The 20,157-nt window shown below is 42.0% G+C and carries 12 protein-coding genes; 4 read left to right on the forward strand and 8 right to left on the reverse strand.

Going from position 1 to position 20,157, the window contains the following annotated elements:
- Positions 1-42: 42 nt before the first annotated feature.
- Both grpE and H6G86_RS04455 read right to left on the reverse strand, forming a co-directional pair.
- Complete coding sequence (gene grpE, locus H6G86_RS04450) at positions 43-687, reverse strand: nucleotide exchange factor GrpE (RefSeq protein WP_190933298.1); 645 nt, start codon at positions 685-687, stop codon at positions 43-45.
- A gap of 602 nt (positions 688-1,289) precedes the next feature.
- Positions 1,290-1,508 (reverse strand): hypothetical protein, encoded by a 219-nt coding sequence (locus H6G86_RS04455; protein WP_190933299.1) that lies wholly within the window; start codon positions 1,506-1,508, stop codon positions 1,290-1,292.
- Between the two features lie 126 nt (positions 1,509-1,634).
- On the opposite strand from H6G86_RS04455, the gene H6G86_RS04460 reads away from it, so the two are divergent.
- On the forward strand, positions 1,635-2,222 hold the full coding sequence (locus H6G86_RS04460) for a thylakoid membrane photosystem I accumulation factor (RefSeq protein WP_163930935.1): 588 nt from the start codon (positions 1,635-1,637) through the stop codon (positions 2,220-2,222).
- Between the two features lie 143 nt (positions 2,223-2,365).
- The gene (locus H6G86_RS04465; protein ID WP_190933300.1) at positions 2,366-2,974 is read left to right on the forward strand and encodes a hypothetical protein; all 609 of its coding nucleotides are present in this window, start codon (positions 2,366-2,368) and stop codon (positions 2,972-2,974) included.
- Between the two features lie 183 nt (positions 2,975-3,157).
- Here the strand turns inward: H6G86_RS04465 and H6G86_RS04470 are convergent, their stop codons facing one another.
- Positions 3,158-7,432 (reverse strand): PAS domain S-box protein, encoded by a 4,275-nt coding sequence (locus tag H6G86_RS04470; protein ID WP_190933301.1) that lies wholly within the window; start codon positions 7,430-7,432, stop codon positions 3,158-3,160.
- A gap of 304 nt (positions 7,433-7,736) precedes the next feature.
- Positions 7,737-9,878 (reverse strand): EAL domain-containing protein, encoded by a 2,142-nt coding sequence (locus H6G86_RS04475; RefSeq protein WP_190933302.1) that lies wholly within the window; start codon positions 9,876-9,878, stop codon positions 7,737-7,739.
- 279 nt (positions 9,879-10,157) lie between these two features.
- Here H6G86_RS04475 and H6G86_RS04480 point away from each other — a divergent pair, with 279 nt between their 5' ends.
- Positions 10,158-16,319 carry an AAA family ATPase gene (locus H6G86_RS04480; protein ID WP_190933303.1) on the forward strand — a complete coding sequence of 2,054 codons (6,162 nt, stop codon included), beginning with the start codon at positions 10,158-10,160 and terminating at the stop codon, positions 16,317-16,319.
- Complete coding sequence (locus tag H6G86_RS04485) at positions 16,316-16,795, forward strand: response regulator (protein WP_190933304.1); 480 nt, start codon at positions 16,316-16,318, stop codon at positions 16,793-16,795. The genes H6G86_RS04480 and H6G86_RS04485 overlap by 4 nt, the downstream gene beginning before the upstream one ends.
- Positions 16,796-17,068: 273 nt before the next feature.
- Here H6G86_RS04485 and bioF read toward each other — a convergent pair whose 3' ends face one another.
- From bioF to H6G86_RS04505, 4 genes are all read right to left on the reverse strand, one after another.
- Positions 17,069-18,229: an 8-amino-7-oxononanoate synthase gene (gene bioF / locus H6G86_RS04490; protein WP_190933305.1), complete on the reverse strand. Its 1,161-nt coding sequence runs from the start codon at positions 18,227-18,229 to the stop codon at positions 17,069-17,071.
- A 128-nt stretch (positions 18,230-18,357) separates the two neighbouring features.
- Entirely contained in the window at positions 18,358-18,990 is a 633-nt protein-coding gene (gene ruvA, locus H6G86_RS04495; protein WP_041565497.1) for a Holliday junction branch migration protein RuvA, read from the reverse strand.
- Positions 18,990-19,748: a sucrose-phosphate phosphatase gene (locus H6G86_RS04500; RefSeq protein ID WP_190933306.1), complete on the reverse strand. Its 759-nt coding sequence runs from the start codon at positions 19,746-19,748 to the stop codon at positions 18,990-18,992. Before H6G86_RS04500 ends, ruvA begins: the two co-directional genes overlap by 1 nt.
- A gap of 219 nt (positions 19,749-19,967) precedes the next feature.
- Positions 19,968-20,153, reverse strand: coding sequence for a hypothetical protein (locus H6G86_RS04505; RefSeq protein WP_190933307.1), 186 nt, complete (start codon positions 20,151-20,153; stop codon positions 19,968-19,970).
- Positions 20,154-20,157: the final 4 nt, after the last annotated feature.

The raw sequence follows: 20,157 nt of genomic DNA on the forward strand, positions 1-20,157 counted from the left end.
CGCAATTGCTTATTAGAACCGATTACTGTAATTTGTTATGTCTTACTGCTCTTCTCTTTCATATCTGCCCACAACGACCTGTTCGGATCTAAGGATGCTCTCGCGGTACTTAAATCCTCTTTTAAGTACTTCAAGCACCTGCTGATCCTCAGATTGGGAATCAACAAGTCTGGCATCTACTGCTTCTTGAATTACTTCATCAAATGGCATACCATCACCTTTTTTGATGAGTTCAACGTCATGTCGTTCTAATGTCTTAAGAATCTGAGCATGAAAACTCCGAAAACGGCTAATCAGATCCTCTGGTTGTAAGTTCTTTAAGATTGATGGTTTGAGCGTTTCTTCTAAAGTATCAAACATACGAATCAGGTCTTTAAATATGCGATAAATCGTATGTTTAAAGATAAAATCCTCACGGTAGTATGTCAGTTGACTATATAGCTTGTCAAACAGATCTGCTTTTATAGTGTCGTCTTGAATTTTTTCCAGAAACAGTACAGTTAACTGATTTACTTTTTCATCAATAGCAGCAAGTCTGTCCTCAAGTTTCTCAGCTTTGGGTTGCTCAATTTGGGAGTCTTCGGACTCCTTCCCCAAATCATTATCTGATTCAAACAAAGGTTGCTCCCAATTGTGAGTTTGAGCATTGCGCCTCTGCCGATTTATTGAATCATGGTTATTTTCCATATTCAGCTTCTCCTAAGTGGCATAAAGCTAAGGAAGCTGTCACTAGAGGAAAAGTAGCTGAAAAGCCTACCAGAATTAGCTTTGAAAGCGAACTGATGACTCTCGCTCTACTTAAAGGGGTAGATCTGACGAACGTGTCACAAGGGGCAAAATCAGTCTTGCATTTTTCTTTTAAAAACTCCTGCGCCGCAAGCTTTTTAGCCGTTGTGTGGCGGAAAACGTCAGCTTCGGTGATCTTATTCCCAACTCATGTGCTTTATCTTCGATTTCCTCAAACAAAGTCCCGAATTTACAACGGTTATAAAACCCTTGAAAATTGGCTATTTGAGCTTATCCTAAATATGATTCGGATATATACATCATTATGATAAGTTCTAAGACTTAACCTTCTAACCAAAGTTAGAGAAAACTACTTTGCTAGGCTGATTTTGTGTATTTACCAGGTAAGGATGATATTCATCCCAACCAGAAAGGTATATAAGCATTAAATAAAAAGTCAAATAATGCATGATGAGTCATGAGCGCGTAACTCCTATTATCTTCTACCCTTTTCTAAAAACCTACCCTTGAAAGGGGGGGGAGGCAGGGGAAGCAAGGGAGAGTTATAAATCTCGTTCATCCACCTCGGAACTCCGTTCATCCACCTCAGAACTCCGTTCATCCACCTCGGAACTCCGTTCATCCACCTCAGAACTCCGTTCATCCACCTCAGAACTCCGTTCATCCACCTCAGAACTCCGTTCATCCACCTCAGAACTCCGTTCATCCACATCAGAACTCCGTTCATCCACCTCAGAACTCCGTTCAACTCCATCATCCACTTACAAGAGATAATCTCAGTAGACGTTATCTTAAAAAATAGTGTGTGGGCGTAATTACATATCCAGCCCAGTTTCCCGAATTCAGCACAAACTCACGACAAGTAGTAGCTTGCAAGGTTCCTTTTGATGAATAGCACAAAATTTCTTTTTTTACATAAACAAATTACTAGCTGGCAAAGGTGGTTGTCCAAATGCCTGTTGTTGCTTGTAAGTCTTTTCATTATAAGTACGCAACCTGCTTATGCTGGTCTCGATAATGATTTATATGATGGCAACATCTTCGTTGTTTATGCTGGCAACGGTTCATTAGTTCCTCCCAGGCAGACACTTGCACAAACTTTAGCGGAACATAAACCGATATTTTTGGCTTTTTATTTGGATGACAGCAGCGATTCTAAAAGATATGCCATTTCTATCTCACGGGTACAGGAATTCTACGGTCGGGTAGCAGAGATTATGCCGATTAATGTAGATACTATCCCGTCTAAAGAAACCTACGACCCTACAGAACCAGGATATTACTATTCTGGGTCTGTTCCTCAAGTCGTAGTGTTTAATAAAGCAGGTGAGGTAGTTTTGGATAAAAAAGGTCAAGTACCTTTTGAAGAAATAGACGATCAATTTCGCAAAATCTTTGATTTATTACCACGTACCGAAACAGCACAACTAAAGCGACGAGCTTTTAATGAGTTCAGTAGTGAGTTAGCTAGATAAGTTATGGGGTAGACCAAATTGGTCTGCCCTCGTTTTTCGTGCTATCTGTTACTACATTTCTGCTGATGTCAAAGCATAATATTGAAATATCTGTGTTAACCATTTAGAAAAGTAATCTCTAGTCCCGTATTGAGTGTATTCTGATGTCAAAGGTTTACACCACCCAGGAGCTAATTCAAGTTTTGGCAGCCGAACGCCAAGCTTGCCTCAACGGAAAACGCCTAAAGTTAGAGATAACGGTCTCTGGCAATCCTGTAATTGACCAGTTTATCAGGACTGATGGGCTACAACAATTCACAGCTTATCAAGATTTCAAAGCTGCAATTCACGACTATCAAAAAGAAAATCAAGTTTCAGGTATTATCTGGCGGCAGGTGACAGTTAAAGGTAAAAACTTGAACTATCCTGAAGTAAATACTGATTTAATAGCTCTTGCTAGTGACTTAGAGATATTAAAAGCTGCTAAAAATTCCATTGTAGAATTTTGGTATGAAGTCTCTATAGGGATGGATTTATATTTGAGTTTCAATAACAGTAAACAATACCAACAAATTCTTACATCTGATGTAGAAAGAATTGTTCAGAGAACAGAATGGGCAAGTTTATGTAAGTGGGAAAATTCAAGTTTTTTGGAAATGATTTTGCAGCTAGGATGGGGTAAACCAGAAGAAGCTTACTATAAACGAGGAAGACCGGGATCGGGTAGTGAATATATCCATGCAGTCAATCCTGGTAATCGCCCCATTGGATAATTCGTAATTCGTAGTTCGTGATTCGTAATTGTTACACCACGGATAGATGCGTTTGCTTTGAAAAAATGATGATTTTTTCGTTTGTTCTTAACCTGGGTTTTAATCAAATACGGTTTAATTAAGAGACGCGATAAATCGCCGTCTCTACAAGTGTTTTGGGTTTTAATCAAGATGAATTACGAATTACGAATTACGAATTATATTATTGATCGCTGTGGCTAATTCCCCTGGATCTACGGGTTTAGGTAGGTGTTTTTGAAATCCTGCTGCCATTGCTTGGTTGTAGTTAATTTCTCCAGCATAAGCTGTCAGTGCGATCGCAGGAATTTGCCCGCCTTGCTCTGGCGGTAATTTTCTCACCTCACGCAGCAACATATAGCCATCCATTAAGGGCATTCCAATATCGCTTAACAGAATATCTGGGTTTGATTGCATTAATATTTCTAGTGCTTCGGCTGCTGATTCAACTGCTGTTACAGTCGCGCCATATTGTTCTAGTGCAAAGCTAAAAAACTCTCGCACATCAGCTTGATCGTCTACAAGCAGGATTTGTACCCCAGCCAGTAATGTGTTGTCACTACTTAGTTCTGCTTCAGAAACCTCATCGCTGCTGACTCGCAATTCAGAATTTTTCAGCAAAGGTAGTCTGACTGTAAAAGTAGCGCCTTGCCCTTCTCCTAGACTCTCTGCCTGAACTGTACCACCGTGAAGTTCTACTAAATGACGTACAATTGCCAGCCCTAATCCCAGCCCGCCAAATACTCTGGTTGTCTTAGCATCTGCTTGCCGGAAGTAATCAAAGACGTAGGGCAAAAATTCCGGGATGATTCCTTTACCTGTATCAATTACCTGAATTTGAGCATCTAAGCCAACTTGTTCTAGACGCACTTCTACTCGTCCATCTGTGGGTGTGAATTTAACGGCATTGGAGAGGAGATTCCACATTACTTGTTGTAAGCGATCGCTATCGCCGAGGACTTTGCCGATATCATTACTTAAAACCGTTTGAATTTGAATCGACTTGGCTTCTGCTGCTAAACGCACCGTTTCTAATGCACCTGCGATCGCTATTTTCAAATCCACTGCATAGAGATTTAACCTGACTTTACCTTGTAAAATCCGCGAAACATCAAGTAAATCTCCAATTAATTGAGTTTGTAACTTGGCATTCCGCTCGATTGTTTCCAATGCCCGAATTTTAGTAGCTTCATCGAAGTTGCGGGTTCTGAGTAACTTTGCCCACCCTAAAATCGGATTCAAGGGAGTTCGGAGTTCATGAGAAAGGACAGCGAGAAATTCATCTTTAATGCGATTGGCTGTCTCAGCTTGGTCCCTGGCGGTCTTTTCGGCTTCGTAAAGTTGAGCGCGAGCGATCGCTTGGGCACACTGCTGTCCCAGCGTTAACATAAATCCCCGGTCTTTTTCGTTAAATATTTGTCCAGTGGTAAAGCTTAATCCCAGTGCCCCAATTACTTTGCCTTCTGCTATCAAGGGAATGGAAGCCCAAGAATTATTCCCTATAACAGTCACAACATTTGCTAAATCTGGATATCTAGCAATCATAGCTGCTAAATTTTCTAAAAAAATCGGCTGCCCAGTTCTGACTGTTTCTGCTATTTGGTTTGGTGATGTGATGGGAAAAGTTGCCCAAGTATTGATGAGTGTTTGTGGATAGCCAATTGCTTGCACAACTTTTAGGGTAGTATCTCCCTCAGTAAGTAAGACAACAGAACCACTAGTAGCTTCCAAGGCAGCAATTCCTTGGTTCACCACGACATCGGCTACCTGTTGAGGAGTTAAGGCTTCTGAGAGGGCGGCGGTTATTCTTTGTAAAAGTATAGTGCGATTGACAGACCTTTCAGCGCCCTGTTTTGCCTGTTGAGTTTCTTGGTATAGTCTGGCGTTGTCGATAGCTGTCGCCGCCCGACGAGCAATATCTTCAGCTAAGGCTAAGTCTGTTTGTTTGTAGTACCTACTTGACTCGGCTGTGAAAAAAGAGATTGCTCCAAATAATTGCCCACGGGAACGAACTGGAATCACCATTAGAGAACAAATACCCAGACTTTGCAGTAATTGCAAATGTTCATCGTCTTCAGCCATCTCTACCAGATGAGAGTCAGATAATTTGGGATAAAAGACAGATATACCTAGCCGTAGCTGCCGTACAAGCTGTTTGGCTCTGGTTTTGGGTCGATAACGCCGCCGGATTTCGTCTAAAGTATTTAGTTTTGTGGGATCGGCAATTGCGATCGCAATTTGTTTACTTGACCAATCTTCCTGGAAAACATCTACAATACACCAGTCAGCTAAGGTAGGAACTGCGAGATTAGCCACACTTTCTAAGGCAATTTCATAATCTAATGAGGCAGCGAGTAAGGTGCTGGCCTCGACTAAAAACTGTTGTGTTGTTTCAACTCGTTTGCGTTCGCGTAGCGCGGCTTGCCGTTCGCTAATATCCTCAATAATGCCTAACGCATACTTTGGTTGTCCGTTAGTATCCCAAACTGCTGATGAAGTTAGGTTTACCCAAACTATAGAACCATCTTTGCGGATGTAGCGCTTCTCTAGGGAATAACCACTAATTTCTTTTGCTAAAACTCGCCGAGCATTTTCCAAGTCAACTGCTAAGTCGTCAGGGTGGGTAATTTCCTTAAAGGTTATTTGCATTAACTCTTCAGGGCTGTACCCAGTAATTTCACATACGGCAGGATTAACCTGAATAAATTTTCCATCCAATGCTACCAGGGTAATACCCACAGCTGCCTGGTCGAACATTGCCCGGAATCTTTCTTCGCTTTCTCGCAAAGCCACTTCTGTTTGCTTGGCTGCTGTCACATCTGCCAAAATAATCCCAATTCCTACCGTTTCGCCCATTGCGTTGTTGACTGGGTAATAGTTGCCCAGCCAGTAGCCGTAACGTCTGGATTGTTCCCTTGTCTCACCGCTAATTTCTACATTCAGCAGTGGTTCTCCAGTATCTAAGACGCGCTGTAACTGTTGCTCCTCCTCAGCCGCCATTGCTGGTAATACTTCCCCAAATTTGCGTCCTAGATGTTCTTCTATAGTCAAACCATTAATGTCAGCGAAAACTTGATTAATTCGGAGATATCGCAGTTCCCGATCCAAAAAGCATACGGCAACAGGAGCGGCTTCTAACAGTGCATCTAGAAGAGATAGAGATTCGGCGTAATGGACTAAAGCGTGTTGGATATCTTGATAAAGTCGGGCATTTTCTACTGCTAAGGCTGCACGGTGAGTAATCTCTGTTGCTAAAGTGAGGTCAGTGCGATCGTAGCGACGGTTTGATTGCGTGCTGACAAAGCTAATTGTGCCGAGTACTCGCCCTTGTGCCATTAAGGGCACAATCATCACAGACTTCATCCCCAATTGTCGGACAAGTTCTAAATGTTCCTGATTCTGAGTGCTTGCCACTAATAGCGAGTCAGATATTTCTGAGATTAATTCACTTTGCCCGGTTTGCAGTACTCTAGTAATTGCACTTGCACCCTTGTAATCTGTTGCATACTCCTGAAGTTTACGCGCCAACTCTGCTTTCGATGGGTCTGCATGGGCAATTGGTAGGCGGCGAATGGAACCATCTTCATTTAAAATGTCAACACTACACCAATCAGCTAGCTGGGGAACTGAAATTTTGGCAATTTGTTCTAAGGTTTCTTCATAATCTAGCGAAGTCGATAGGACACTACTAACTTGCGCGATATAGCGGAGTTTTTCTTCAGCCTGCCTGCGTTCTGTAATATTCACAGCCGCACAAGTAACACCATGAATACTATTGTCTGTATCTTTCAGTGGTTCAACCAGCAAATCATAGTAACGATATTCTCCGCAAGTTGTCAAATAAACCTCTTCACGGGTTGAGATACCAGTCTCTATTACCCTCAGCTTAATTGCCTTCAATTGCTCTGCTACTGAAGCTGGAAATAATTCATCATCAGACTTACCTAACATTTCCTCAGCAGTATCTAGACCTTGAGGATTATGAATCCACTGATATCGCAAATCTCGATCTTGTTGAAAGACCACAATATCTGAACTGCTTAACGCTAATCGAAATCTCTCCTCACTAACTCTTAGCTGTTGGAGATTTCTATCAGCCCGTCTTTTAGCAGTCTTTAATGCCTCACATAAGATACTAAAGAGTAATCCTTGTAATGCAAACAACCCAATTCGCACAGAATTAGATAGGTCAAAACTCAGCTCATAAACTGGCGGGAGAAAGAAGTAATTGCTCAGTAATGCAGACAAGGAAGTTGCTAATAGCCCTGATTTAAAACCACCATACCAAGCACTCACCATTACAGCGCCAAAAAACAGCAAGAAAGGAGTTCCACTCATGCTTAACCAAGGGTCTAGCATCAACATTAACACTAATGCGAGTGTGACAATTAATACAACAATTCCATAGCGCAGTAACTGGGAATAATGAATATGAGGCATGAAAATGTCTAAGAACAACCAATACTTATTGCAGAGGCTCTACATACCCTAAGCTAGTTTTCAAGTTTTAGTAATTTATCTCTAGATAGATTTTTTTCAGTTTTAAAAACATCTTTTGCTAGAGGCTAATTATTAAGTTATATAGTAAGGTCAGCGATAATTTATCATGAATATTCTATATCCACAACATTAATTTGCCGATTGTGAATAGTCAATTATCAGAAATATAGTAGCCTAATTTGCTTATAAAAATTATGGTATAAAATTTACCAATGGCTAGTTTTCCATTAGTCAGTCGCAATTATCAGAGGATATAATACAAAATTTTACTTGTCGTCAGAAGTGCTTCTACTGTCTGGTGGCTTAGAGGCTTAGAAAATAGATAGCCTTGACCAAATTCGCATCCCAGTTCCTGTAACCATTGAAGTTGCTGCGGTGTTTCGATACCTTCTGCAACAACGGCTAATCCGAGTTGATTGCTTAAAGCAATAATAGTACTAACTACCTGATAATTACGGTTTCCTTGCTGCATCTGACTTACAAAAGAGCGATCAATCTTTAAATTATTAGCAGGTAAACGATGGAGATAATTGAGCGACGAATAACCAGTACCAAAGTCATCAATGCTAATTTGAATTTTTCTAGACTTTAATTGGCTTAATAAATCAATCGTCTGACTAATATTCTCAATTAGCATACTTTCAGTAATTTCTAGGGTTATACAGTCGCCTTCTAAACCTGTTTGGGCTAGTATTTGATCGATGTATTCAATTAAGTTTCCTTGGCGAATGTCTTGAACAGAAAGGTTAATATTAACCTTTATTGGGAAGTGAGTAGCAAACTTTGCTTTCCAGTTTGCTAGGTGTTGACAAGCTTTGTAGAGCATCCAGCGATCAATTTGCACAATTAACCCCGTTTCTTCCGCGATAGAGACAAATTCTTTCGGTAAGACTAACCCACGAGTTGGGTGTTGCCAGCGCAGCAATGCTTCAAATCCAATCAGTCGTCCTGCTTTGCTTTGCTCATCCCCAAGTATGTCAACAATTGGCTGGTAATATATAACAAACTCTTCTCGTTCGATAGCTTTGCGAATATCGGTTTCTATAGTTAGTCGATTTACGGCTTGAGTGTGCATTTTGACATCAAAAATTTTATACGAGTTTCTCCTTTGAGCTTTGGCTTGATACATAGCAATATCGGCATCTCGGAGTAAATCGGAGGCTTGAGAATATTCGTTTGTTCCTAAAACAATCCCGATGCTTGTACTGATAACTACTTCAGCATCATTAAGTATCAATGGTGTTTGAAAATCTATGAGCATACGCTCAGTAATTTGAATAGCTTTTTCAATATCAGAAATATCTTCCAGCAAAATTACGAATTCGTCACCACCAATTCGAGCAACTAAATCAACTTCCCGCAGATGAGTTTTTAGTTTGTGAGCAATATTCTTTAACAGTTGATCTCCAGCCAGGTGTCCGAGGCTGTCATTGATCACTTTAAATCGGTCTAGGTCTAGAAACAAGACGGCATAACGATAGGTTTCTAATCGTTTAGCTCGGTTGATGGCTAGTTCTAGCCGCTCTATCAAAAGTGTGCGATTTGGTAAATCCGTTAAGGGATCGTGTAAAGAGTTGTGGATAATTAACTCTTGTGCTTGTTTGCGATCGCGAAGTGCAACTTGCCGTTCGCTCACATCTAATAAAACACCATACCAGACAATATCCCCATTTTCTCGACATTCTGGACGAGCGCTTGCCTGTACCCATTTGAGTTTGCCAGAAGGTGTAACTAATCGCCACTCGTAAGAAAATGGTTTTAAAGTTTGAGCGCTCTCGTTGGCCGCGGCATAACATCCTGGATAATCATCGGGATGAATTTGTACAAAGCAAAGAGAGGCATTTTCTAAAATTTGATCTGGCGTTAACTCTAAAAGATCCAGACAGCCAAAACTGATGTAATCAAAGGCAATAGAACCATCAGAATACTGAACAAAGCTGTAAATCATTCCGGGTATATTAGACGCTAATGTTTGTAACAGCTTTTGAGCTTGTTTGCGCTCCGCTCTCACCTGTGCATCCCGAAGTTCTCTACGCACTGCCTCTGGCAATCGATTTAAGTTGTCCTTCATGACATAATCATTTGCACCCGCTTTCATCATTTCTACAGCAAGTACTTCGCCAATTGTGCCGGAAACCAAAATAAAAGGAATATCTTTTTGGCTCTGCTTTGCTATTTCCAAAGCCGCAGGAGCATTGAATCCTGGCAGTCGGTAATCTGAAATCATCACATCCCAAGTCTGACTATTGAGTGCTATTTGTAGTTCCTTGTCTGTTTGCACACGCTGCCAGTTTGGATTGAAACCACCGCGACGCAATTCATGAATAACTAACATAGCATCCTCCTCTGAATCTTCAACAATCAGGATGTTCAACAGTTCATTCATACCCCACAATCTCCTTGGGAACTATTCAGTAAACTTGTATAATCAGGTTTGTGAGTCAAGTGATTTTGGATTTTAGATTTATTCTCTGGCTCAAAGCGGTGGCTCTGAATAAAAAATTTTTAGGATTTATGATTTTACCTTTGTTCTCATGTTTAAATTTATTTACTTTAAAAATTTCTTATATTTGGTATTCTAAAATAATTTAATCCAAAATCAGAAATTTAAAATTACCTCATACTAAATTTATCTTTGTATCTAACAATTGTAGGCAGTTTAACCATGCTGGAAATTCCTGAATATAAAATTCATATAAAAATTCATGAAAGTGCTAATTCACGAGTCTATCGGGGAATTAATCAGCAGAATAACTTGCCTGTCATCTTCAAAGTTTTAAAGAAAGACTACCCGACACCAGAAGAAATAACACGCTATAAGCTCGAATACGAAATTACACGTAGCTTGTCATTGGAAGGTGTTATCCAGGCTTATAGTTTGCAACAATATCAAAGGAGTTTTGTCATTATTCTGGAAGATTTTGGGGGCGAATCTTTAACAAAGATCATAGCAAAAACACAGTTTTCATTAACAGATTTCCTGAAAATAGCCATTCAGATTGTTGAAACCTTGGGTGCAATTCATACAGCAAATATCATTCATAAAGATATCAATCCATCTAATATTATTTTTAATCCAAGAACACAACAACTTAAAATTATTGACTTTGGTATTTCAACTGTATTGTCGCGGGAGATATTAACTCTCAGAAATCTACCGACATTAGAGGGAACACTAGCCTATATATCTCCAGAGCAAACAGGCAGAATGAACCGTTCTTTGGACTATAGAACTGATTTTTACTCTTTAGGTGTTACCTTTTATGAACTGTTGACCCATCGATTGCCGTTTGAATCCAGTGATGCGCTGGAGTTAATTCATTATCACCTAGCTTTGGAACCTGTTCCACCCCATTTTATCAATTCAGGAATTCCTGTGATAGTCTCAGGAATTGTACTGAAACTATTAGCAAAAACAGCAGAAAATCGCTATCAAAGCGCCTGGGGAATTAAAAATGATTTAGAAAAGTGCCTGAAACAGCTACAACACACGGGAAGAATTGAGTCTTTTTTGCTAGGAAAAGAGGATATTTCTGATAAGTTTCATATCCCTGAAAAACTCTATGGCAGAGAAAGGGAGGTGGAGATGTTATTAGCGTCCTTTGAAAGAGTAGCAGGGAAAGATAACTCTGATTTACCCGCGTCTGCTTCTCATGTTGAAGTGATGTTGATAGCAGGATACTCTGGTATTGGTAAGTCAGTTTTAGTGCAGGAAATTTATCAGCCGATTACGCAACAACGGGGGTACTTTGTTTCTGGTAAATTCGATCAGTATCAGCGCAATATCCCTTATTTTGCGATCGCTCAAGCCTTAGAGTCACTGATCAAACAATTACTGTCTGAAGACGAAGTGCAGCTGTCTCAATGGCGACAGAACCTTTTAGCTGCCCTCGGCTCAAACAGTCGAGTTATTACCCAGGTGATTCCAGCACTGGAATTGATTGTAGGCAATCAACCAGAAGTACCTGTATTACCACCAACGGAAGCCCAAAATCGCTTTCATCAAGTTTTCCAAAATTTCATTCGCGTTTTTACGCAATCAGAACATCCCCTCGCCATATTTTTAGACGATCTCCAGTGGGTAGATAATGCCTCGCTGAAGCTGATCCAACTACTAGCTACTGCGACCAAAGGGCAATCTTTGTTGTTGATGGGGGCATACCGAGATAACGAGGTTAATGCCGCTCATCCCCTCATTCAGATGGTGGAGGAAATTCAGGAGAGTGGAGGAGTGGTAAACCAACTTTCTCTTTTGCCATTGAGCCTAAATCATATCAATCAGTTCATCGCTGATACATTTCGCTGCCAACCAGAAGATTCCCTGTCTTTAGCTGAACTGGTGCAACGAAAAACTGGTGGTAATCCCTTTTTCATGAACGAATTTTTGAAATCTCTCTACACTGAAGGGCTACTGGAATTTAATCACCAAACCAAAAAATGGCAATGGTCGATCGAGCAAATTCAGCAGCAGGGAATTACAGATAATATTGTCGATTTGATGGCTCTCAAGATTCAAAAGCTCAATAAAAATACGCAGGAAGTGTTGCAGCTAGCTGCCTGCATTGGCAACTCTTTTGAGCTGGAAACTCTGGCACTGACTGCGGAATTATCCCAGCGAGAAACCGCCCAGGCTTTAAGAATGGCGATCGCTCAAGAGTTCATTCTACCCCTAAGCAATGCCCACAAATCGGTTGAGTTAGATGTACCACTCCCTAGCAATTGTCCTGCCATTGAATATAAATTTGCCCACGATCGCATTCAGCAAGCAGCCTATTCCCTGATTCCCGAAGCCGAGCAAAGCAAGATCCATTGGCAAATCGGACAGTCCTTATTGCAAATAACTCCAAGGGAAAACTTAGAACACCAGATTTTTGATATTACCAACCAACTGAACCTGGGCAAAAAACTCCTCAAAACTCAATCCGAGCAGGATAACTTGTCTCGCTTAAACTTGATGGCGGGAGAAAAAGCCAAGGCATCAGGTGCTTATGATGCTGCGTGGCAATATTTGCAAACTGGTTTGGATCTACTGACAACCGATAGCTGGCAAACAAACTATGATTTTACCCTTACCCTCTATAGTGCAACAACAGAAGCAGCCTATCTGAGCGGTAATTTTGAGCAAGTAGAGCCACTGTTCCAACAGGTAATTAACCACGCCAAAACCCTACTAGCCAGCTTAAAAGTCTATGATGTCAAAATTCAGACTTATGTTGCTCAAAGTAAATTACTAGAGGCAATTCAAATTAGTTTACAGCTACTTCAGCAATTAGGAGTTCACCTCCCCATCCAGCCAACCTTTGAAGATGTTCAGCAGGCACTCTCGGAAACCGCCTCCAAATTGGCGAATAGAAGCATTGAAGATTTAGTTGACTTACCAATGATGTCTGAGCCAGAGGTGCTGGCAGCAATGCAGCTTTTGACAAGTATGTGTGCATCAGCTTATTTGGCAGTCCCTCCCCTATTTTTGTTGGTTGTACTCAAGATGGTGGATTTGCTAATTGAGTACGGAAATATGATGTTAGCTCCCTTTGCTTATGCCGCTTATGGGATTATTCTCTGTGGAGTTGTATTGGACATTGAAGCAGGATATCAATTTGGTCAACTAGCTGTAAGTCTGCTCGATCGCCTAGATGCCAAACCCATTCAAGCCAGAAGTCTATTCGCGGTTAGCAACCAGATTAATGTTTGGAAGACACACCTAAAACACAGCCTAAAGCCACTTCAGGATTGCTATCAGGTTGGTATTGAGCAGGGCGATTTCGAGTTTGCTGGCTACGCTGCGATGTATTTCTGTGGTAATTCATTGGCAATCGGTCAACCCCTGGCTGAACTCCAATTACATCTGACAAGTTATGCCCAAGCAGTGAAACAAATCAAGCACTCGGCGGGGATTCATTTAGTAGAGATTTGCTGGCAAACTGTTTTAAACCTGGTTCAGAAAGTTCCGAATCCTGGGCTGTTATCTGGTCAAGCTTATGATGAAGCAACCCGACTATCCCAGATGCAACAAACCCATTTTCACGGGGGTTTGTTCTATTTCTACCTAAATAAATTATTTCTCTGTTATTTATTTGACGATACAAATCAGGCAATTGGCAATGCTGTCCTCGCCCAAGAGTACTTACCAGCAATGACCGGAGCGGCATTGGTTGCCATCTTTCACTTCTACGATTCTCTATGCAGACTGGCGGTGTATTCCAACACAGATACAGCAAAACAATCCGAGTTGCTGGAGCAGGTGGCAGAAAATCAGGCAAAAATGAAAAATTGGGCGCACCATGCCCCGATGAACTATCTACACAAGTGGCATTTGGTAGAAGCAGAATGGCATCGGGTATTGGGTGAAGTAGTAGAAGCAATGGATGCCTACGATCGCGCCATCGCCCTGGCGAGAGAAAACGAATACCTCCAAGAAGAAAGCCTGGCCAACGAACTAGCAGCAAAATTTTATCTGGCAAACAACCGGATAGCGATCGCCAAAGTCTATCTACAAGAGGCAAGGTACGGCTACCGACGCTGGGGAGCAATGGCTAAAGTCCAAGATTTGGAAAGACGTTATCCCCAACTGCTAGAGGTGCAAACTGAAAGAACTAACATCGGAAAAGTTGACATTACAGAATCGACTTCTAGAAAGTTAGAAGCACTTGATTTAGAAACAGTATTGAAAGCCTCCCAAGCGATCGCCAGTGAAATTTTGTTAGATAAACTCCTGGCAAAAATAATGACGATCTTGATTGAAAATGCCGGGGCACAAACCGGTTATCTAATTTTACCAACACAAGAAAAATGGCAGATTGAGGCAATGGGATCGATTGGCGATGAGAAAATAGCTGTTTTGCAATCAATTCCTCTGGAATCAATATCAGCAGACAGTACTCCTTGCTTGCCAACTGCCCTCATCAATTATGTAGTTCGCACCCAAGAAAGCATCGTCCTCAATAATGCGGCTCAAGTCGGTAACTTTCAATCTGAACCCTGGATTGTGCAACGCCAATCAAAATCGATTCTTTGTGCTGCTTTATTAAACCAGGGAAAACTGACAGGAATTGTCCTTTTAGAAAATAATCTAACCACTAGTGCATTTACCCCAGAGCGAATTGAAATCTTCAGTTTACTTTCGACTCAGGCAGCTATTTCCATTGACAATGCCCGTTTATTGAAGCAACAGTCAGAACTGAATCAATCCTTACGGGCTGAAATTGCCGAACGCCAAAGAGCAGAAAAAGATCGCGATCGCTTAATTGCCATTCTCGAAGCATCCACCGATCATATTGGCATGGCCACCCCCCAAGGCAATGTTTTCTGGAATAATGCTCAAGCTAGGAAACTGGTAGGGCAACCAGTGGATGCAGACCTCTCTAGATTAAGCATCCTAAACTACCATCCCCAGTGGGCATTAGAGATTATTCAAAACCAGGGTATTCCTCTGGCGATTCGAGATGGTACCTGGGTGGGTGAAACCGCTTTGTTGGACATTGATGGCAGAGAAATTCCGGTTTCCCAAATGATCATTGCTCATAAAGCAACAGATGGCAGTCTGGAATATTTATCTACCATTATCCGGGATATTAGTGAGGTAAAACGCCGGGAAGAGGATCTGAAAAGATCAGAAACAACGCTGCAAAATTTGGTTATGGGAACGGCTGCGGTTACAGGACAAGATTTTTTCGCAGCTTTGGTTGGTCATATAGCCAAAGCCTTGCACGTCCGCTATGCCCTCGTTACCGAACTAGTAAATGGCGAACTTAAAGCCCTAGCTTTTTGGGCGCATGGGGCATTACAACCACAAAAATCCTACTTTCCGGCCCGTACACCATGCGAATTTGCCTTGAGAAACGGCTTATTCTACTGCAAAAAGCTTGTTCAGCAAGTTTTCCCGGAAGACTTAGACTTAGTGGTAATGCAGGCAGAGAGTTATCTGGGTATTTCCTTAAAAAATGCCAATGGCGACCCAATTGGTAATCTTTGTATTCTTGACGTACAACCACTGGTAGATACGGAACGAACAGAAGTAATTCTAAAGGTATTTGCCGCACGAGCAGCAGCAGAATTGGAGCGCCAGAGGGCAATTGAAGCCCTGCATCAACTGAACCAGTCTTTAGAAACCAGGGTCAAACAACGAACTGCCCAATTGGAAGCTGCTAACAAAGCATTAGAGGCGTTTTCCTACTCTGTTTCTCATGATTTACGGGCACCACTGCGGGCGATCGTTGGTTTTTCGAGAATTATGCAAGAAGACTATGGTGAGCAACTTGATGCGGAAGGCAATCGTTATCTGAAAATTGTCCGAGACAATGCCAAACGCATGGGTGAGTTGATCGACGACCTATTGAACCTATCCCGCCTAGATCGTAAGGAAATGTCCCGGCAGCCTGTTTTTATGAATGAGATTATTCAAGAGGTGCTGAGTGATTTAGCCCCAGATTTTGAAGGTCGTCAAATTGAGTTTGCGATCGCTGATTTACCCATCTATCAAGCTGATCTTTCGTTGTTTAAACAAGTTTGGCTAAATCTATTGTCAAATGCCATCAAATATACCCGCTACAAATCCAGTGCCTACATTGAAATAGGCTATGAGATTATGGCTGGTGAAGGAGTGTATTTTATCAGAGATAATGGGGCAGGATTTGATATGCGGTATGCAGATAATTTGTTTGGGGTATTCCAACGGCTGCACCGCGAACAAGAATTTACAGGCACGGGGATCGGACTAGCGATCGTCCAACGCATTATTCAACGCCACGGGGGGCGGATCTGGGCCGAAGCAGCGATCGATCGAGGTGCGACGTTTTATTTCACCCTTCAAGGGGAAATTAACCCATGAGTGACCAACCCATAGATCAGCCCACTGATCCATATTTTGAGCAAGCACTTTCCATTGTATTAGTTGAAGATAATGCCACCGATGCTGAGTTAACTATCCGAGCATTACGTCGCGGTAAAATTGGCAACAATATTCAACTGCTCGAAGATGGAGCCGAAGCCCTAGATTTTTTCTTTTGTCGGGGAGAGTACGCGCACCGTAGGATGACGAATCAACCCAAAGTCATTTTGCTGGATTTGAAACTGCCAAGGATAAGTGGGTTAGAAGTTTTACGGCAACTCAAATCCGATCCACGCACACAAATGATTCCGGTTGTGGTGCTGACCTCTTCTGCTGAAGACCAGGATATGATCGAGAGTTACCAGCTTGGGGTGAATAGCTACATCGTTAAACCTGTGGATTTTGAACAATTTAACCAAGCAGTCCAACAGCTTGGTTTTTATTGGATCTTGTTTAACCGATTGCCAGTTTTTTAAAAGGATTTGTCATTTGTCATTTGTCATTTGTCCTTAGTCCTTAGTCATTTGTCCTTATACCAATTCTGTATGAAGATGCACAGAATATTAAACGAACCGCCAAGTACGCCTTCGCGAAGCGTCTCGAAGAGAAGAGCGCCAAGAATAGAGAGTTACTCATTTAGTGCAGCTTCACATTAAATTGGTATTAGTCTTTAGTCATTAGTTATTTCTTATTCTCCCATTCCCCATTCCCCATTCCCAATTCCCCATTCCCAATTCCCAATTCCCCATTCAAATAACATCCTTCAGCACTGCTACCAATTTTTCAATATGTGCTACTTCATGAGTCGCCATTACAGATATTCTGATTCGACTTGTGGGTACTGTGGGAGGGCGAATTGCTGGGGCAAAAATGCCAGCATCTCTTAGCTGTTTTCCAGCTTTGAGCGCATCTGTAGCATTAGGCAATTGAAAGCATAATATGGGTGATTCAGAAGGCAGCAATTTTAAGTTAGGTAACTGTTGCAGCAAAGTTTTCAAGTAATGTATATTCCCCCACAATTGGGCACGATGTTGCGGTTCTTGTTGCACTATCTTGATTGCTGCTAAGGCTGCTGCTGTATCAGCAGGTGAAAGCCCAGTGGTATAAATCCAACTGGGTGCGCGGTTCCGCAAAAAGTCAATTAAGGCGCTACTTCCTGCCACATAACCGCCTAAACTACCTAAAGCTTTACTCAAAGTCCCAATTTGAATTAATTGCTTTCCTGTACACCCAAAATGCTCGACACACCCAGCGCCAGTTTTTCCTAGTACCCCAGTGGCATGAGCCTCATCGACTAGCAGCATACAGCTAAATTCATCAGCCAGATCGAACAGCGCGGGCAACGGACATAAATCGCCGTCCATGCTGAAGACAGTATCAGTAAGAATTAAGCAGCGTCGGTAATTTGGCCTCTGCTGATTCAACTTGGCTTTGAGTACTGCCATATCACAGTGCGGATATTCCACAACTGTTGCACCGCTCAGAATCGCTCCATTTTTCAAACTGGAATGATTGTACTGGTCAGATAAAATTAAATCACGCTTGCCCACAAGGGCGGTAATAGCACCCAAATTAGCCAGATACCCTGAACTAAATACCAAGGCATCTTCTGTTTGTTTGGTAGATGCGATCGCCTGTTCTAACTCCCCATGCAATTCTCGATGCCCACTGAGTAATCTAGAACCGGTACTACCAGTGCCAAATTCTGCGATCGCAGCAGTTGCGGCTGCCATCAACCGCTCATCCCCAGCCAAGCCCAAATAGTCATTGCTGGCAAAATTAATTACCTCTTGCCCAGCTAAAACCACCGTTGCACCCGGACGACCGTTGATAGGTTGTACCGAACGATACCAGTCCGCCCGATGAATTGTTGCTAAGGACTGTTCTAGCCAGGCATAAGGGTCGGTCATTGGGAATGGGGAATGGGGAATGGGCAATGGGCAATGGGGAATGGGGCAGGGGGGCAGGGAGTAGGGGAGGCGGGTAAGAATAAGAAATAACTAATGACAAAGGACTAATGACCAATGACAAATGACAATTAAACTTGTTCGCTGCTGAGATGAGCGATCGCTTGTTTAATCCAATCTTCAACGTAGGCATCTTTGGGTAGGCCGATGTCTTCGCTGACTACGTGCAGGGCGTGACTGACTTCATGAGCAGTATATCCCAAGGCGAAGAGGGTCATTTGCACCTCTTCGAGAATTCCTGGTGCTGGCCCGCCTGTGGCGACGAAGAATCCGGCTGATTTACGCCACTCGACTAATTTGCTTTTCAGTTCCAAACAGATGCGCTCTGCGATTTTTTTGCCGACACCGGGAGCCTGAATTAAGATTTGTGTATTGCCAGCGATAATTGCTTGGACTAAATCTGGTAGTTCCAGAGTGTCCAGGAGTGCGATCGCTAAGGCTGCACCAATCCCTGTGACAGTCAGCAAGTGGCGAAATAAATCGCGTTCGGCTGGGGAAGCAAAGCCATATAAGTAGGGCACTTCTTCCCGAATTTGGAAATGGGTAAAAATTTGCGCCACGCCTCCCGATTCTGGTAACTGGTTTGCTAGCCGTTGGGGAACTTGCAAATCGTACCCCAAGCCATTGACTTCCAGAGTCAGAATCACGCGATTAGCGCCAATTGTTTGGATACCAGCGACTATACCTTTTAGATAACTAATCATTACAAGAGACCAAAATAATTTAAGCCTTCAATAATTCCACCTGCACAAAAACCTTTTGCTAGGTAGCGGTGCATAGCGGGATACTCGTTATGCCATTGGAGTAACTCTTTTCGGGCATTCCCGACGATGATTCCCCGTTCGTTGCCTACAGCAAATAAAGCAATATCATTACCCGAATCACCACAGACAACTGTTTGTTCTGCTGCAAATTTCCACTTCTGGCGTAAAAACTGCATTGCCTGACCTTTATCGCTGCTATGGGGTACAATGTCAAGGTCAATACCGCTACTGTAGATTAACTTTACATTTAATTTCGATTTCTGCAACTCTGCTTCAAGTTGTGGTAGAACATTCGCAGATGCTTCTTGTTCTAAAAAAAAGCTCACTTTGAAAGGACGCTGTTCTGAATCTGGTTGCCGAAGTAACTCACGGTATTTATGGGTAATAGATAATACAGTTTCCCGTTCCCATCCCGGAGACAGGGTTTCTGACCAATCTGAGTCTGGAGTATCAGTACCATTGAGATAAATTTCCGTCCCTACAGAAAGAACAAGGGCATCTGGTTGCAAAAGATTTTTTTGAGCTTGGAGTTGTTTGTAAAGTAAGGGCGATCGCCCAGTAGAATAAACAATTTTAGTGCCGTATTCTTGGCGATGTTGACTCAGTAGTTGATTTAGTTCTGGTAAAGCACTGTCATCGCCAACGGTGCGATATACGAGGGTGTCATCTAGATCGGTTACAAAAAGAAATGGTTTCATGATTAAAACTCTTGCAAAATTTCGTTATTTTACCGCGTGAAGAGAATTTTGCAAGAAGTTTGTTTGCTAAAAACCAAATATATCAGACATTCGATTTGAGGTTAAGGATAGTTGCAATTATCATCAGGAAAGGGTTATAGGCATTTTCAATCAAAAAGCCCCTTCTTTTCCCACAGGATAGAACCTTGGAGGGAAATCAAGTGATAATCAGCTATTTACTTATTGGAAATCGCTGTAGTAATAAGCCAGGAAGCAGAAAATCATTTTCAAAAAATGGATAATTAAAGCTTTAATGCCTTCAGCTTTTTGTAAGTCGATAAATTGCTTTTCTATTGGTTGTATATTTTTTGTATTTTCTGCTAACTCAGTTGCACAAAGAGCGATCGCTAACGTGTAGTTTCTCATCAGG

The sequence above is a fragment of the Nostoc sp. FACHB-133 genome (genome assembly GCF_014698055.1).
GTDB lineage: Bacteria > Cyanobacteriota > Cyanobacteriia > Cyanobacteriales > Nostocaceae > Nostoc.

Bases quoted from the DNA above. Each gene is read 5' to 3' on its own strand.
- grpE (WP_190933298.1), bottom strand. From the start codon at position 687: ATGGAAAATAACCATGATTCAATAAATCGGCAGAGGCGCAATGCTCAA.
- H6G86_RS04460 (WP_163930935.1), top strand. From the start codon at position 1,635: ATGAATAGCACAAAATTTCTTTTTTTACATAAACAAATTACTAGCTGG.
- H6G86_RS04465 (WP_190933300.1), top strand. From the start codon at position 2,366: ATGTCAAAGGTTTACACCACCCAGGAGCTAATTCAAGTTTTGGCAGCC.
- H6G86_RS04470 (WP_190933301.1), bottom strand. From the start codon at position 7,432: ATGCCTCATATTCATTATTCCCAGTTACTGCGCTATGGAATTGTTGTA.
- H6G86_RS04475 (WP_190933302.1), bottom strand. From the start codon at position 9,878: ATGAATGAACTGTTGAACATCCTGATTGTTGAAGATTCAGAGGAGGAT.
- H6G86_RS04480 (WP_190933303.1), top strand. From the start codon at position 10,158: ATGCTGGAAATTCCTGAATATAAAATTCATATAAAAATTCATGAAAGT.
- H6G86_RS04485 (WP_190933304.1), top strand. From the start codon at position 16,316: ATGAGTGACCAACCCATAGATCAGCCCACTGATCCATATTTTGAGCAA.
- bioF (WP_190933305.1), bottom strand. From the start codon at position 18,229: ATGACCGACCCTTATGCCTGGCTAGAACAGTCCTTAGCAACAATTCAT.
- ruvA (WP_041565497.1), bottom strand. From the start codon at position 18,990: ATGATTAGTTATCTAAAAGGTATAGTCGCTGGTATCCAAACAATTGGC.
- H6G86_RS04500 (WP_190933306.1), bottom strand. From the start codon at position 19,748: ATGAAACCATTTCTTTTTGTAACCGATCTAGATGACACCCTCGTATAT.
- H6G86_RS04505 (WP_190933307.1), bottom strand. From the start codon at position 20,153: ATGAGAAACTACACGTTAGCGATCGCTCTTTGTGCAACTGAGTTAGCA.